The sequence below is a fragment of the Enterobacter cloacae complex sp. OE43NF genome, assembly GCF_023544405.1.
Taxonomy (GTDB): domain Bacteria; phylum Pseudomonadota; class Gammaproteobacteria; order Enterobacterales; family Enterobacteriaceae; genus Enterobacter; species Enterobacter cloacae.
Genome location: NZ_JAMJFW010000001.1, coordinates 272,176 through 286,058 on the forward strand (window position 1 = coordinate 272,176; position 13,883 = coordinate 286,058).

Consider the following 13,883-nt stretch of genomic DNA (forward strand, 5'->3'; position numbering starts at 1 on the left):
ATGAGTCTGAATTTCCTTGATTTCGAACAGCCGATTGCTGAGCTGGAAGCGAAAATCGATTCTCTGACAGCGGTAAGCCGTCAGGATGAAAAACTGGATATTAACATCGACGAAGAAGTGCATCGTCTGCGCGAAAAAAGCGTAGAACTGACGCGCAAAATCTTTGCCGATCTCGGCGCATGGCAGATCGCCCAGTTGGCGCGTCACCCACAGCGTCCGTACACCCTGGATTATGTCCGCCTGGCGTTTGACGAATTTGACGAACTGGCAGGCGACCGCGCTTACGCTGACGATAAAGCTATCGTCGGTGGTATCGCTCGTCTGGATGGACGTCCGGTGATGATCATTGGCCATCAGAAAGGCCGTGAAACCAAAGAGAAGATCCGTCGTAACTTTGGTATGCCGGCACCAGAAGGCTACCGTAAAGCTCTGCGTCTGATGGAGATGGCTGAGCGTTTCAATATGCCCATCATCACCTTTATCGACACCCCGGGTGCTTACCCAGGCGTGGGCGCGGAAGAGCGCGGTCAGTCTGAAGCCATCGCACGTAACCTGCGTGAGATGTCTCGCCTGAAGGTGCCTGTCATCTGTACCGTCATCGGTGAAGGTGGTTCCGGTGGTGCGCTGGCGATTGGCGTGGGCGATAAAGTGAATATGCTGCAGTACAGCACCTATTCCGTTATCTCTCCGGAAGGGTGTGCCTCTATCCTGTGGAAGAGCGCCGATAAAGCGCCGCTGGCTGCAGAAGCGATGGGCATCATTGCCCCACGCCTGAAAGAGCTGAAGCTGATCGATACCGTCATCCCTGAGCCTCTGGGTGGTGCGCATCGTAAGCCGGAAGTGATGGCCGCTTCCCTGAAAGCGCAACTGCTGGCCGATCTGGCGGACCTGGATGTGCTGAGCAAAGAAGACCTGCTCAATCGTCGTTACCAGCGTCTGATGACCTACGGTTACGCGTAAGCTTCACAATTATCTGAAAAGCCGCACATTGTTGCGGCTTTTTTTATACCTGCGGTTTACCCTGGCTATGCTTAGCTAATGTTTTTTAAGGAGGAAGCCCGTGAATATTATTGCCATTATGGGGCCACACGGCGTCTTTTATAAAGATGAGCCCATCAAGGAGCTGGAGCAGGCCCTGCAGTCACGTGGCTATCAGCTGATCTGGCCGCACAACAGCGCTGACCTGCTGAAGTTCATTGAGCACAACCCGCGGATCTGTGGCGTGATCTTCGACTGGGATGAGTACGACCTGGAGCTGTGCAGCGATATCAACAAGCTGAATGAATATCTCCCGCTGTATGCGTTTATCAATACCCACTCGACCATGGACGTCAGTGCCCAGGATATGCGGATGGCGCTGTGGTTTTTCGAATACTCACTCGGCGTGGCCGAAGATATTGCGGCCCGCATTCAGCAATATACCGGCGAGTATCTGGATAACATCACGCCGCCGTTTACCCGGGCGCTGTTTACCTATGTGAAGGAAGGAAAGTACACCTTTTGCACGCCTGGTCATATGGCGGGGACGGCTTATCAAAAAAGCCCGGTTGGCTGTCTGTTCTATGATTTCTTCGGCGGCAACACCCTGAAAGCGGATGTGTCGATTTCGGTTACCGAGCTTGGCTCATTGCTGGATCACACCGGTCCACATCTGGAAGCCGAAGAGTACATTGCCCGCACCTTTGGGGCCGAGCAGAGCTATATGGTGACCAACGGTACGTCGACGTCAAACAAAATCGTCGGCATGTATGCCGCCCCGGCCGGAAGTACGTTACTCATCGACCGTAACTGCCATAAGTCGCTGGCGCATCTGCTGATGATGAGCGATGTCGTGCCGCTCTGGCTGTCACCCACGCGTAACGCGCTGGGGATCCTGGGGGGAATTCCGCGCCGTGAATTCACCCATTCAGCCATAGAAAATAAGGTGGCGGCGATCCCCGGCGCAAGCTGGCCGATCCACGCGGTGATCACCAACTCCACATATGACGGATTGCTGTATAACACCAACTGGATCAAACAGACGCTGGATGTCCCCTCGATCCACTTTGATTCCGCGTGGGTGCCTTATACCAATTTCCACCCCATCTACGCGGGTAAAAGTGGAATGAGTGGCGAACGCGTGCCGGGCAAAGTGTTTTTCGAAACGCAATCGACGCACAAAATGCTGGCTGCGTTTTCCCAGGCCTCGCTTATTCATATCAAAGGTGAGTACGACGAAGAGACGTTTAACGAAGCGTTTATGATGCACACCACCACCTCACCAAGTTATCCGCTGGTGGCCTCCATTGAAACGGCTGCGGCGATGCTGCGCGGCAATCCGGGTAAACGTCTTATCAATCGCTCTGTGGAGCGCGCGCTGCATTTCCGCAAAGAGGTTCAGCGGTTAAAAGATGAGGCTGAGGGCTGGTTCTTTGATATCTGGCAGCCGGAAGAGATTGACGAGGCGGAGTGCTGGCCAGTCGCGCCGGGTGAGGAGTGGCATGGCTTCCGTGATGCCGATGCCGACCACATGTTCCTCGACCCGGTAAAAGTGACCATCCTGACGCCGGGCATGGATGAACAGGGTAACATGAGCGACGAAGGTATTCCGGCCGCGCTGGTGGCGAAATTCCTTGATGAGCGCGGCGTGGTGGTGGAGAAAACCGGACCGTATAACCTGTTGTTCCTGTTCAGCATTGGGATTGATAAAACCCGCGCGATGGGTCTGCTACGTGGGCTGATGGAGTTTAAGCGTGCGTACGATCTGAACCTGCGCGTGAAGAACATGCTGCCGGATCTCTATGCGGAGGATCCTGATTTTTATCGCAATATGCGTATACAGGATCTGGCCCAGGGGATCCACAAACTGATCCGCCAGCACGATCTGCCGCGCCTGATGCTGCAGGCGTTTGACGTCTTGCCTGAGATGAAACTGACGCCGCACAAAGCCTGGCAGCGACAGGTGAAAGGGGAGGTAGAAACCGTTGAGCTGGAAAATCTGGTGGGACGCGTCTCGGCCAATATGATCCTGCCTTATCCGCCGGGCGTACCGCTGCTGATGCCGGGAGAGATGATCACCGAAGAGAGCCGTGCGGTGCTCGATTTTCTGCTGATGCTCTGTTCTGTGGGGCGTCACTACCCGGGCTTCGAGACGGATATCCACGGTGCGAAACGTGATGAAAATGGGGTTTACTGGGTGCGAGTCCTAAAATAAAGGTGGCTGCTTGCCAGGTGCGGGTTTTCGGTTGTAACGTTCAGGCATCATAAAAAGGAGAAGCTATGCTGGGTTTAAAACAGGTTCATCATATTGCGATCATTGCCACCGATTACGCCAAAAGTAAGGCCTTTTATTGCGACATTCTGGGCTTTACGCTGTTAAGCGAGGCCTATCGTGTGGAGCGCGACTCCTGGAAAGGCGATCTGGCGTTAAACGGGCAGTATGTCATTGAACTGTTCTCTTTTCCTTTCCCGCCTGCGCGTCCGTCCCGTCCGGAAGCCTGCGGCCTGCGCCATCTGGCTTTTAGCGTGGATGATCTTGACCGTACGGTAAAACATCTTGAAGAACATGGCGTGAAGTGCGAAGCGATTCGTGTCGATCCGTTTACCGACAAGCGTTTTACTTTTTTCAACGATCCGGACGGTCTTCCGCTGGAGCTTTACCAGCAGTAAGCGCCATCCTGTGTGATAATGCCCGCTCTGTTCGGGCATTTTTTATGTGTAATTCTCTATGACCCTACCCGCTATTGCGCAAGCCGTTTCACCGTACCGCCAGCTGCTGGTGGGATTTAGCGGTGGCCTGGATTCCACGGTGTTGCTCCATCGCCTCAAACTCTGGCGCGATCAACAGGCTGACGTTCAGTTCCGGGCGATGCATATCCATCATGGGCTGAGTCCTCACGCCGACGCCTGGGTTGCGCACTGTGAAGCGGTGTGCTCGGCCTGGGCGATCCCGCTTGAGATTAAACGGGTAGTGCTCAGAGATGAGGGGCTCGGTATTGAAGCGCACGCGCGCAAGGCGCGCTATGCCGCATTTACCGCGGCATTACAGCCCGGCGAAGCGCTGGTCACGGCACAGCACCTTGACGACCAGTGCGAAACCTTCTTGCTGGCGTTAAAACGGGGAAGTGGCCCGGCGGGGCTCTCCGCCATGCCTGAACGCTCTGATTTTGCCGGGACGCAATTATTGCGTCCGCTGCTTGGCGAGTCGCGCGCATCGCTGGAAGCCTGGGCGCAGCAATATCAGCTGAGCTGGATTGAAGATGAGAGCAATCAGGACGATGGCTACGATCGTAATTTCCTGCGTCTGCGTGTTTTGCCGTTACTGACCGCACGCTGGCCGCACTTTGCAGACGCAACAGCACGAAGCGCCCTGCTGTGTGCCGAACAGGAGAGCCTGCTGGATGAACTGCTGAGTGAAGAACTGGCTGAACTGATTTCGGTAAACGGGGCGTTGGCGATCGCACCGCTGGAGGCGATGAGTCCGGTTCGTCGGGCCGCGCTGCTGCGCCGTTGGCTGGCCTCTCACCGTGCCACGATGCCATCGCGTGCCATGCTGGGACGTATCTGGGACGAAGTCGCCCAGGCGCGGGAGGATGCAACGCCGTGCGTGCACCTGAACGGTTTTGACGTCAGGCGCTATAAAGGCCAGCTGTGGTGGGTGAAATCGACCCCCTCGCTTGCAGATGTGGTGCTCGGCTGGCCATCGCCTGCGAAACCGCTGCTGTTGCCCTTGGATATGGGAAGCTTGTCTCTGGAGACGCCAGGCCATGTGCGTTTACCGAAAGCCGATGAACCGGTCACCGTGCGCTTTAAGGCCAGCGGTATGCTGCACATTGTCGGACGTAACGGTGGAAGGAAGCTCAAAAAAATCTGGCAGGAGTGCAATGTGCCGCCCTGGTTGCGCGATACCACGCCGTTACTTTTTTACGGTGAAACGCTGATTGCGGCGGCAGGGGTGTTCATTACAGAAGAGGGCTGGGCAGAATCGGGCGTGAGTCTGGAGTGGAAAGCGTAACGGGCAGCCAGGCTGCCCGTTAGTGTCATCAGGATTCGCTCACCACGACGGTGCCGATTTGCGGGTGGCTGAAGCTGGCAATTTTGTCCAGGCGTAGCTCACGCGTCGCACCGGCGTCTTCCACTATCAGATATTCCACATTCTTACGTGAAACCAGGTCGCTGGCTTTCGCCTTCAACACTTCGCCATCTTTTAACTCCAGCGTCAGTATTAAATGATGCTGGCAGGCGAGTTCGAGGTTGTCATAGTCATCACAATTGATGGGTTGATAAGTATCATTTATCGACATAATCGCTCACCAGTAAATTCGCCGCAGCATACGCTGCTTTTTCCCTGACCGATTCTGAAAGGCTCTCATCAGAGGCCACTTCATTAAGCACTTTCAATACACAGCCCAACGCATCCGGGACATATCCCAGATCTCCGCTGGCGATTTCCGCATACCGTTTGCGAATTAGCTCACAATAATTATTCACATCCCCTCCCGCCAGCGCACTGACTTACTGTGAGATATCATTAAGCCTACGAAGATAAACTCGGTTTAGCAAGGTGACTATACCATACTCATTTAAGCAATATCAGAGCCTTGATGGCGCCGTATTCATCACGGCGTAACAGCCTTTTGCCGCTGTTTTCGCTACAATGTGCGCCTGATTCGAAAGGAGTTCTCCCATGGCGCTGAAAGCGACAATTTATAAAGCGGTGGTCAATGTGGCTGACCTTGACCGCAACCAGTTTCTGGATGCGTCACTGACGCTGGCGCGTCACCCCTCTGAAACCCAGGAGCGCATGATGCTGCGCCTGCTGGCGTGGATTAAATATGCCGACGAGCGTCTGCAGTTTACCCGTGGCTTAAGCGCAGAAGACGAGCCGGAAGCCTGGCTGCGTAACGATCATCTGGGTATCGATTTATGGATTGAACTTGGTCTGCCGGATGAGCGCCGCCTTAAAAAGGCGTGTACCCAGTCTGCGGAAGTGGCGCTATTCGCGTACAACCAACGCGCTGCGGAAATCTGGTGGCAGCAAACCAAGAGCAAGTGCGGTCAGTTTAAAAACCTCACGGTCTGGTATCTGGATGATGAACAACTGGCGCAGCTGAGCGAATTTGCCAGCCGGACGATGACTCTGCAGGCGACGATCCAGGACGGCGCAATCTGGCTTTCTGACTCTCAGAATAATCTGGAAATTCATCTGACGGCGTGGCAGCCTGCTTCATGATCGTGTTGTCCCGAAACGTCAGCATCCCGGACAATGAGCTGGAGATCACCGCCATCCTTGCGCAGGGGGCGGGGGGACAGCACGTTAACAAGGCTTCAACCGCTATCCATTTGCGCTTTGACATTCGGGCCTCAAGCCTGCCAGAGTATTATAAGGAAAGTCTGCTCGCTGCCAGCCATCATCTGATCACCAGTGACGGTGTCATTGTGATCAAGGCGCAGGAGTACCGTAGCCAGGAGTTAAACCGGGAAGCGGCAATTGCCAGACTGGTGGCGGTGATAAAAGAATTAACTGCGGTGCAAAAAAGCCGTCGGGCAACGCGACCAACCCGCGCATCGAAAGAGCGTCGGTTGTCGTCAAAGGCTCAGAAATCCACAGTGAAAGCACTACGCGGTAAAGTTCGTCGCCCTTTGGATTGACGAAAAGGAACACTATTTCATAAGGAATTCATTGTGAAAAAAGCATTATGGTCAGCGTTGGCAGTGAGTACGCTCTTTGCGCTTTTCGGATGTAACAACCGTTCGGAAACGCAGGTCCTGCAGCCCACGCAGAATGAAGAGTTAAAGCCAATGCAGCAGAGCTGGCGCGGTGTACTGCCTTGTGCCGACTGTGAAGGCATTGAGACGTCGCTGTTCCTGCAAAAAGACGGTACGTGGGTCATGAATCAGCGGTATCAGGGCGCGAAAGAACCCTCCTCTTTTGCGACTTACGGGACATGGGCACGCACGGCCGAGAAGCTGGTGTTGACCGATACGAGCGGCGAGAAAACGTATTTCCGCGCCAAAGGCGAGGGGATGGAGATGCTCGACCGTGAAGGCAACCCGATTGAATCCCAGTTCAACTACACGCTGGCTCCGGTGAAAGCGGCGCTGCCGGCCACGCCGATGCCGATGCGGGGCATGTATTTCTATATGGCTGATGCGGCCATCTTTACAGACTGCGCAACGGGTAAGAAAGTGAGCGTGGCGAACAACGCCCAACTGGAACGGGATTATGCGGTCGCACGCGGAAATGACAGTAAGCCGGTATTATTGACGGTCGACGGTCACTTTACGCTGGAGCCAAACCCGGATAGCGGCGAGTTGGTGAAAACCCTTGTGGCAGATAAAGATGCGAAGTTCGCGGCAGGCAAAGACTGTAACAGTAAATAACGCTGGCTTTGCGCCATGAAAAAACCCCGCCTGAGCGGGGTTTTTTTATTTAACCTTTGATGGCTTTTACCAGGTAATCAAGGATATCACCGGTCTTAATCATCTGTTTTTCGCCGCTACGACGGTATTTATATTCAATCTCGTCGCTGTCGAGGTTACGGTCACCGATAACGATGGTATGAGGAATACCAATCAGTTCCATATCAGCAAACATCACGCCCGGACGTTCTTTACGGTCGTCCATCAGCACTTCGATACCCTGCGCGCGCAGCTCTGCGTACAGTTTCTCAGCCAGCTCCTGCACACGGTAAGACTTGTGCATGTTCATTGGCAGGATCGCCACCTGGAACGGCGCGATGTTATCCGGCCAGACAATGCCACGCTCGTCGTAGTTCTGCTCAATCGCCGCAGCCACCACGCGCGTGACCCCGATACCGTAGCAACCCATGGTCAGGATCTGGTTACGGCCATCTTCACCCTGAACGGCAGCGTTCAGCGCACGGGAATATTTATCGCCCAGCTGGAAGATATGCCCCACTTCGATGCCGCGTTTAATCATCAGGGTGCCCTGGCCATCCGGGCTTGGATCGCCTGCAACAACGTTGCGGATATCCGCCACTTCTGGCGTTGCCACATCGCGATCCCAGTTGATGCCAAAGTAGTGTTTACCATCAATATTAGCGCCTGCAGCGAAGTCGCTCATCGCCGCAACCGTGCGGTCAATCACAACAGGCACAGTCATATTCACCGGACCCAGAGAGCCTGGGCCTGCGTTTACGACGGCGCGGATTTCTGCTTCCGTTGCGAAGGTCAGTGGGCTGGCAACCTGTGGCAGCTTCTCAGCTTTCACTTCGTTCAGCTCGTGATCACCACGTACCAGCAGGGCAACCAGCGGATATGCACTGCCTTCAGTGGATTTCACCAGCAGCGTTTTAACGGTTTTTTCGATCGGCAGCGCAAACTGCTCAACCAGCTCGGCAATGGTTTTGGCATTTGGCGTGTCAACCAGCGTCATTTCCTGGGTTGCCGCGCCGCGTGGTTCTTTTGGTGCCAGTGCTTCAGCAAATTCAATGTTTGCCGCGTAGTCAGAGGAGTCAGAGAAGATCACATCGTCTTCACCGCTCTGCGCCAGAACCTGGAACTCATGGGACGCGCTACCACCGATAGAGCCGGTATCGGCCTGCACAGCACGGAAATCCAGACCCATGCGGGAGAAGATTTTGCTGTAAGCCTCGTACATTTTGTCGTAGGTCTCTTGCAGAGATTCCTGAGAAGTATGGAAAGAGTAAGCATCTTTCATCAGGAATTCGCGAGAACGCATAACGCCGAAACGTGGGCGAACTTCGTCACGGAACTTGGTCTGGATCTGGAAGAAGTTCAGCGGCAGCTGTTTGTAAGAGCTCAGCTCATTGCGAATCAGATCGGTGATCACTTCTTCATGCGTCGGGCCGAGGACGAACGGACGCTCGCCACGGTCAACGAAGCGCAGCAGTTCAGGGCCATATTGCTCCCAACGGCCGCTCTCCTGCCACAGGTCAGCGGGCTGAACCACGGGCATGGACACCTCGATAGCACCGGCGTTATTCATCTCTTCACGCACGATGTTTTCGACTTTTTTCAGGACGCGCACGCCGGTCGGCAGCCAGGTGTACAACCCGGAGGCCAGCTTGCGGATCATCCCGGCGCGCAGCATCAGCTGGTGGCTGATGACTTCGGCGTCGGCAGGTGTCTCCTTCAGTGTGGAGAGCAGATATTGGCTAGTACGCATGTTGTTACGGTTCCATTTCGACGATTGGAACAGGCTGAAACGCCAGCCTGACACAAAAAAGTGGTTTAGTTTACCAGTGTGGCAAAGATGCCAAAAGAGAGGAGAAGAAAATTACCTGGGTTCCAGGGCAAACACTTCAAAACCGGTCTCTGTCACGCGCCAGCGGACATTAAAATCCAGCAGCCAGACGGCGTAGGTTTTCCCGGCTTCCTCTTCTTTACGGTAGGCTGGACGCGGATCCTGCGCCAGAACGTCTACGATAAAGTCCCGCAAACGGGGATAGCGCTTTTCCAGTTGGCCAATTTGCGTAAGCAGTTCTGGCGTAAAGTGAACAGGCATATCCGCCTGCGGTGCTTGCTGGGCGTAGCTGGCCCGGGCATCTGGCAACGCTTCGGCAAAAGGCAGATAGGGTTTAATGTCGATAACCGGGGTGCCATCAACCAGGTCAAGGCTGCCTAACTCCAGTATCACCTGATCTTTCTGACAGCGTATTCCTTTCAGTTCAACCAGCGACATGCCGATCGGGTTTGGACGAAAGGTTGAGCGAGTCGCGAATACCCCCATCCGGGCATTTCCGCCCAGACGAGGAGGGCGCACCGTAGGACGCCAGCCACCGTCCATCGTCTGGTGAAACACAAAAACAACCCATAAATGGCTGAACGCCTCAAGCCCGCGCACCGCATCGGCCTGATTATAGGGCGCAATCAAGTGAAGTTCACCGCTGCCGCTGGTGACCAGACCCGGCTGGCGTGGCACGGCAAACTTCTCTTTGTAAGGAGAGCGGATAACGCCTATCTGTTCGAAATGAAAGGCACTCATTTCGCCGAAATGGTCAGCGCCGAACCAATACACACCGCCTGACGATAGCAGCCTGGTGTCCCGCTGGTGACTTCACAGCTGTGCAACAGTACCGCGTTAGCTTTCATTTTGGCCGCGTTGATCTGCATACGTTTACGGGCTGTCGGAATGTTGGGTGGGGAGTCCTGATTAGTAGCCTGACAGGATTCACCGCTCACCTCACCGAGCTCACGGAAAGGCTTGCCCACGAGGTCGTCGGCTTTGGTAATGATACGTACCGGCGCAGGGCGAGGCGCTTTAGGTTTAACGGGCTCTGCTTTTGGCGGGGTTGCAGTGCTTTGAACGGGTTCAACTGGAGATCTGCTTAGCATAGAACAGCCGCTCAGCATCAGTGCTAAAAGACAGATCGGTAAAGCACGCATAATAATTCCTCAGTGGATAATCAAAACGTCAGATATTGAATCAGTTGACTGCACAAATGACAAGACGGGCAGAAGCCCGTCTTGATGATATTACACTGAGGTCAGATTACCAGCCTTTAACCGCGCCGCCGTTAAACACTTTGTTGGCTTCCTGGTAAACTTCTTCAGACTGATAAGCCTGAACGAATTTCTTCACGTTTTCCGCGTCTTTGTTGTCTTCACGGGTCACGATCAGGTTAACGTACGGGGAATCTTTGTCTTCCACAAAGATGCCGTCTTTTGCCGGGGTCAGGCCAATCTGGCTGGCGTAGGTAGTGTTGATAACAGCCAGGGCGATCTGCGCATCGTCCAGAGAGCGTGGCAGCTGTGGCGCTTCCAGCTCAACAATTTTCAGATTTTTCGGGTTCTCGGTCACGTCGAGAACGGTCGGCAGCAGGCCAACGCCGTCTTTCAGTTTAATCAGGCCCACTTTCTGCAGCAGCAGCAGGGAACGGCCCAGGTTAGTTGGGTCGTTTGGCACAGCAACCTGAGAGCCTGGCTGCAGTTCGTCCAGCGATTTAATCTTCTTGGAGTAGCCCGCGATTGGGTAAACGAAGGTGTTACCCACAGCAACCAGTTTGTAACCGCGATCCTTGATCTGCTGATCCAGATACGGTTTGTGCTGGAAGGCGTTGGCGTCAATATCGCCTTTGCTCAGCGCTTCGTTCGGCAGAACGTAATCGTTGAAGGTCACCAGCTCAACATCAAGGCCATACTTCTCTTTTGCCACTTTCTGAGCGGTTTCAGCAACCTGCTGTTCTGCACCCACGATAACGCCCACTTTAATGTGGTTTGGATCTTTTTCGTCCTGACCACAACCCACCAGTGCCAGAGAGCCGATCAGCGCGCCTGCTGCAGCAAAGGTCTTTAATTTAAACGCCATGTTTTTATCCTTAACTCGTCGAGTTTGTGTTGTGTGTAACGTTATTTGTGCGTAACAGCCCGGACGATGCGATCGCCAGAGAACTGGATGAGATAAACCAGTACAACCAGCAATACCAGAACGGTATTCATTACGGTAGCGTTATAACCAATATAGCCGTACTGGTAACCAATCTGGCCTAAACCGCCAGCGCCAACGGCACCGCCCATCGCGGAATAACCGACCAGGGTGATAAGCGTAATGGTTGCCGCATTCACCAGGCCTGGCAGTGCTTCCGGCAGCAGAACCTTGCGCACGATCTGCATCGGCGTTGCGCCCATTGCGCGGGAAGCTTCGATCAACCCGGTTGGAATTTCAAGCAGGGCGTTTTCCACCATACGCGCGATAAACGGCGCGGCGCCAACCGTCAGGGGAACAATGGCCGCCTGCAGACCAATAGAGGTGCCGACAATCACGCGGGTGAATGGAATCATCCATACCAGCAGAATAATAAACGGGATAGAACGGAAGATGTTCACCAACGCAGAGAGCGTACGGTACAACTTCGCGTTCTCAATGATTTGACCCGGACGCGTCACGTACAGCAGTACGCCGACCGGCAGGCCAATCACAAAACCAAAGAAACCGGATACAAAGGTCATTGCCAGCGTTTCCCAAACGCCGCGAACCAGCAGCCACATCATCGGCTCAGACATAACCCAGTACCTCTATTTTTACGTGATGTTCTTGCAGCCAGGCAATTGCCGCCTGGGTTTCTTCTTGTGTGCCGTGCATTTCCGTCAGCATGATGCCGAACTTCACGCCACCGGCGTAATCCATCTGCGCGCTGATGATGTTGTTGTTCACATTGAAGCGGCGCGCGGTTTCGGAAAGCAGCGGGGCATCAACGGACTGACCGGTGAACTCCATTCGCAGCATCGGGACGCTGTCCGTCGTGGGTTCGGTTTTCAAACGCTCCAGATAATCTTCCGGAATATCCAGATGCAGTGTGGACTGAATAAATTGCTGCGCCAGCGGGGTCTTAGGATGTGAAAACACTTCACTTACCGTGTCCTGCTCAATCAGTTCACCGTTGCTGATCACGGCAACACAGTCACAGATGCGTTTTACGACATCCATCTCGTGGGTAATAAGGAGGATCGTCAGGCCGAGACGACGGTTAATGTCTTTCAGCAGTTCCAGAATAGAACGGGTGGTGGCCGGGTCTAATGCGCTGGTGGCTTCATCGCACAGCAGCACTTTGGGATTGCTTGCCAGCGCACGGGCAATGGCTACACGCTGTTTTTGTCCGCCAGACAGATTGGCCGGGTAGCTATCATGTTTATCACCCAGACCGACGAGATCCAGCAGCTCGGTTACGCGACGCTTAACCTCATCTTTAGGCGTGTTGTCGAGCTCCAGCGGTAAGGCGACGTTGCCGAACACTGTGCGTGACGCCAGCAGGTTAAAGTGCTGGAAGATCATGCCAATCTGGCGACGCGCTTTGGTCAGTTCTTTTTCTGAGAGCGCGGTCAGTTCTTGTCCGCCAACTTCTACGCTGCCCTGGGTTGGGCGCTCAAGCAGGTTAACACAACGGATCAGTGTACTTTTACCTGCACCCGATGCGCCAATGACGCCATAAATCTGACCAGCAGGAACATGCAGGCTGACATTGTTCAGCGCCTGAATGGTTCGGTTCCCCTGCTGGAACACTTTGGTGATATTGGAAAGTTTAATCATTAGATTATTTTTATCGTATGTAAGTTAGCCGTGGCATTTTCGTCTGCCAGATACGGGTGATGCCCGTAAACAAAACGGATGTTAAGGCATCCAGACGTCTAAATCAATCCAACTCTGTGCGATGAGCACTTTATTGCGCTGCGATTCATGAGATACTAGCTGAACACGCCTTTTTCAGGAGCAAACCGGTGGCAAAATCAGTACCCGCAATTTTTCTCGATCGTGATGGCACTATTAATGTGGATCACGGTTATGTTCACGAGATTGACGAGTTCGAATTTATCGAGGGCGTTATCGATGCCATGCGCCAGCTAAAAGAGATGGGCTATGCGCTGGTGGTTGTCACCAACCAGTCTGGTATCGCGCGTGGCAAATTTACCGAAGCGCAATTCGAAACGCTGACGGAATGGATGGACTGGTCTCTTGCCGACCGCGGTGTTGATCTTGATGGCATCTATTATTGTCCTCATCACCCGCAGGGAACGGTAGAAGAGTATCGCCAGACCTGTGATTGCCGTAAGCCGCACCCGGGGATGTTTATCTCGGCGCAGGAATTTCTGCATATTGATATGGCCGCTTCTTATATGGTGGGCGATAAAATGGAAGATATGCAGGCGGCAACCGCGGCGGGTGTGGGTACCAAAGTATTAGTTCGCACCGGCAAACCCGTGACGCCAGAAGCTGAGACTGCAGCGGATTGGGTGATTAATAGCCTGGCCGAGCTGCCTGAAGCGATCAAAAAGCACCAAAAATAGGCTTTTTGGTGAAAAGATGAGCGGTTGAAATAAAAATGCATATTTCCGCTTGTCATTCCCCGGAGGCCCCCTATAATGCGCCTCCATCGACACGGCGGATGTGAATCACTTCACAAACAACCCGGTCGGTTGAAGAT

General features: G+C 54.0%; 16 protein-coding genes. 8 read left to right on the forward strand and 8 right to left on the reverse strand.

Going from position 1 to position 13,883, the window contains the following annotated elements:
• The 4 genes from accA to tilS all read left to right on the forward strand — a co-directional run bounded on the left by accA (position 1) and on the right by tilS (position 4,993).
• Complete coding sequence (gene accA, locus M8370_RS01235) at positions 1-960, forward strand: acetyl-CoA carboxylase carboxyl transferase subunit alpha (RefSeq protein WP_013095666.1); 960 nt, start codon at positions 1-3, stop codon at positions 958-960.
• Between the two features lie 100 nt (positions 961-1,060).
• Entirely contained in the window at positions 1,061-3,193 is a 2,133-nt protein-coding gene (locus M8370_RS01240; protein ID WP_029883819.1) for a lysine decarboxylase LdcC, read from the forward strand.
• Between the two features lie 65 nt (positions 3,194-3,258).
• Complete coding sequence (locus M8370_RS01245) at positions 3,259-3,648, forward strand: VOC family protein (protein WP_250020386.1); 390 nt, start codon at positions 3,259-3,261, stop codon at positions 3,646-3,648.
• A 58-nt stretch (positions 3,649-3,706) separates the two neighbouring features.
• Positions 3,707-4,993: a tRNA lysidine(34) synthetase TilS gene (tilS, locus tag M8370_RS01250; RefSeq protein ID WP_250020387.1), complete on the forward strand. Its 1,287-nt coding sequence runs from the start codon at positions 3,707-3,709 to the stop codon at positions 4,991-4,993.
• 28 nt (positions 4,994-5,021) lie between these two features.
• On the opposite strand, the gene rof is transcribed toward tilS, so the two are convergent.
• Positions 5,022-5,282: a Rho-binding antiterminator gene (gene rof, locus M8370_RS01255; RefSeq protein WP_250020388.1), complete on the reverse strand. Its 261-nt coding sequence runs from the start codon at positions 5,280-5,282 to the stop codon at positions 5,022-5,024.
• Positions 5,269-5,469 carry a YaeP family protein gene (locus M8370_RS01260; protein ID WP_250020389.1) on the reverse strand — a complete coding sequence of 67 codons (201 nt, stop codon included), beginning with the start codon at positions 5,467-5,469 and terminating at the stop codon, positions 5,269-5,271. Before M8370_RS01260 ends, rof begins: the two co-directional genes overlap by 14 nt.
• A 196-nt stretch (positions 5,470-5,665) precedes the next feature.
• Between M8370_RS01260 and M8370_RS01265 the strand changes: the two genes are divergently transcribed.
• Genes M8370_RS01265 through nlpE form a run of 3 tightly spaced genes read left to right on the forward strand, consistent with a single transcriptional unit; the run spans position 5,666 to position 7,362 of the window.
• A complete protein-coding gene (locus tag M8370_RS01265) occupies positions 5,666-6,211 on the forward strand; it encodes a YaeQ family protein (protein ID WP_040022781.1) in 546 nt (181 codons plus the stop codon).
• A complete protein-coding gene (gene arfB / locus M8370_RS01270; protein ID WP_250020390.1) occupies positions 6,208-6,630 on the forward strand; it encodes an alternative ribosome rescue aminoacyl-tRNA hydrolase ArfB in 423 nt (140 codons plus the stop codon). Before M8370_RS01265 ends, arfB begins: the two co-directional genes overlap by 4 nt.
• 33 nt (positions 6,631-6,663) lie before the next feature.
• A complete protein-coding gene (gene nlpE / locus M8370_RS01275) occupies positions 6,664-7,362 on the forward strand; it encodes an envelope stress response activation lipoprotein NlpE (RefSeq protein ID WP_013095674.1) in 699 nt (232 codons plus the stop codon).
• Positions 7,363-7,411: 49 nt separating this feature from the next.
• Here the strand turns inward: nlpE and proS are convergent, their stop codons facing one another.
• The 6 genes from proS to metN all read right to left on the reverse strand — a co-directional run bounded on the left by proS (position 7,412) and on the right by metN (position 12,991).
• Positions 7,412-9,130 carry a proline--tRNA ligase gene (gene proS, locus M8370_RS01280; protein ID WP_038418725.1) on the reverse strand — a complete coding sequence of 573 codons (1,719 nt, stop codon included), beginning with the start codon at positions 9,128-9,130 and terminating at the stop codon, positions 7,412-7,414.
• A gap of 111 nt (positions 9,131-9,241) precedes the next feature.
• Complete coding sequence (gene tsaA / locus M8370_RS01285; RefSeq protein WP_020688560.1) at positions 9,242-9,949, reverse strand: tRNA (N6-threonylcarbamoyladenosine(37)-N6)-methyltransferase TrmO; 708 nt, start codon at positions 9,947-9,949, stop codon at positions 9,242-9,244.
• On the reverse strand, positions 9,946-10,350 hold the full coding sequence (gene rcsF, locus M8370_RS01290; RefSeq protein WP_023621752.1) for an envelope stress sensor lipoprotein RcsF: 405 nt from the start codon (positions 10,348-10,350) through the stop codon (positions 9,946-9,948). The genes tsaA and rcsF overlap by 4 nt, the downstream gene beginning before the upstream one ends.
• A gap of 106 nt (positions 10,351-10,456) precedes the next feature.
• Positions 10,457-11,272 (reverse strand): methionine ABC transporter substrate-binding lipoprotein MetQ, encoded by an 816-nt coding sequence (metQ, locus tag M8370_RS01295; RefSeq protein WP_013095678.1) that lies wholly within the window; start codon positions 11,270-11,272, stop codon positions 10,457-10,459.
• Between the two features lie 41 nt (positions 11,273-11,313).
• Positions 11,314-11,967, reverse strand: a complete 654-nt coding sequence (locus M8370_RS01300) for a methionine ABC transporter permease MetI (protein ID WP_003856130.1) — start codon at positions 11,965-11,967, stop codon at positions 11,314-11,316.
• A complete protein-coding gene (gene metN, locus M8370_RS01305; protein WP_023621751.1) occupies positions 11,960-12,991 on the reverse strand; it encodes a methionine ABC transporter ATP-binding protein MetN in 1,032 nt (343 codons plus the stop codon). Before metN ends, M8370_RS01300 begins: the two co-directional genes overlap by 8 nt.
• 188 nt (positions 12,992-13,179) lie before the next feature.
• Between metN and gmhB the strand changes: the two genes are divergently transcribed.
• Complete coding sequence (gene gmhB / locus M8370_RS01310) at positions 13,180-13,746, forward strand: D-glycero-beta-D-manno-heptose 1,7-bisphosphate 7-phosphatase (protein WP_020688563.1); 567 nt, start codon at positions 13,180-13,182, stop codon at positions 13,744-13,746.
• Positions 13,747-13,883: the final 137 nt, after the last annotated feature.

Bases quoted from the DNA above. Each gene is read 5' to 3' on its own strand.
- M8370_RS01300 (WP_003856130.1), bottom strand. From the start codon at position 11,967: ATGTCTGAGCCGATGATGTGGCTGCTGGTTCGCGGCGTTTGGGAAACG.
- arfB (WP_250020390.1), top strand. From the start codon at position 6,208: ATGATCGTGTTGTCCCGAAACGTCAGCATCCCGGACAATGAGCTGGAG.
- tilS (WP_250020387.1), top strand. From the start codon at position 3,707: ATGACCCTACCCGCTATTGCGCAAGCCGTTTCACCGTACCGCCAGCTG.
- rof (WP_250020388.1), bottom strand. From the start codon at position 5,282: ATGTCGATAAATGATACTTATCAACCCATCAATTGTGATGACTATGAC.
- metN (WP_023621751.1), bottom strand. From the start codon at position 12,991: ATGATTAAACTTTCCAATATCACCAAAGTGTTCCAGCAGGGGAACCGA.
- M8370_RS01265 (WP_040022781.1), top strand. From the start codon at position 5,666: ATGGCGCTGAAAGCGACAATTTATAAAGCGGTGGTCAATGTGGCTGAC.
- proS (WP_038418725.1), bottom strand. From the start codon at position 9,130: ATGCGTACTAGCCAATATCTGCTCTCCACACTGAAGGAGACACCTGCC.
- metQ (WP_013095678.1), bottom strand. From the start codon at position 11,272: ATGGCGTTTAAATTAAAGACCTTTGCTGCAGCAGGCGCGCTGATCGGC.
- M8370_RS01245 (WP_250020386.1), top strand. From the start codon at position 3,259: ATGCTGGGTTTAAAACAGGTTCATCATATTGCGATCATTGCCACCGAT.
- rcsF (WP_023621752.1), bottom strand. From the start codon at position 10,350: ATGCGTGCTTTACCGATCTGTCTTTTAGCACTGATGCTGAGCGGCTGT.
- tsaA (WP_020688560.1), bottom strand. From the start codon at position 9,949: ATGAGTGCCTTTCATTTCGAACAGATAGGCGTTATCCGCTCTCCTTAC.
- accA (WP_013095666.1), top strand. From the start codon at position 1: ATGAGTCTGAATTTCCTTGATTTCGAACAGCCGATTGCTGAGCTGGAA.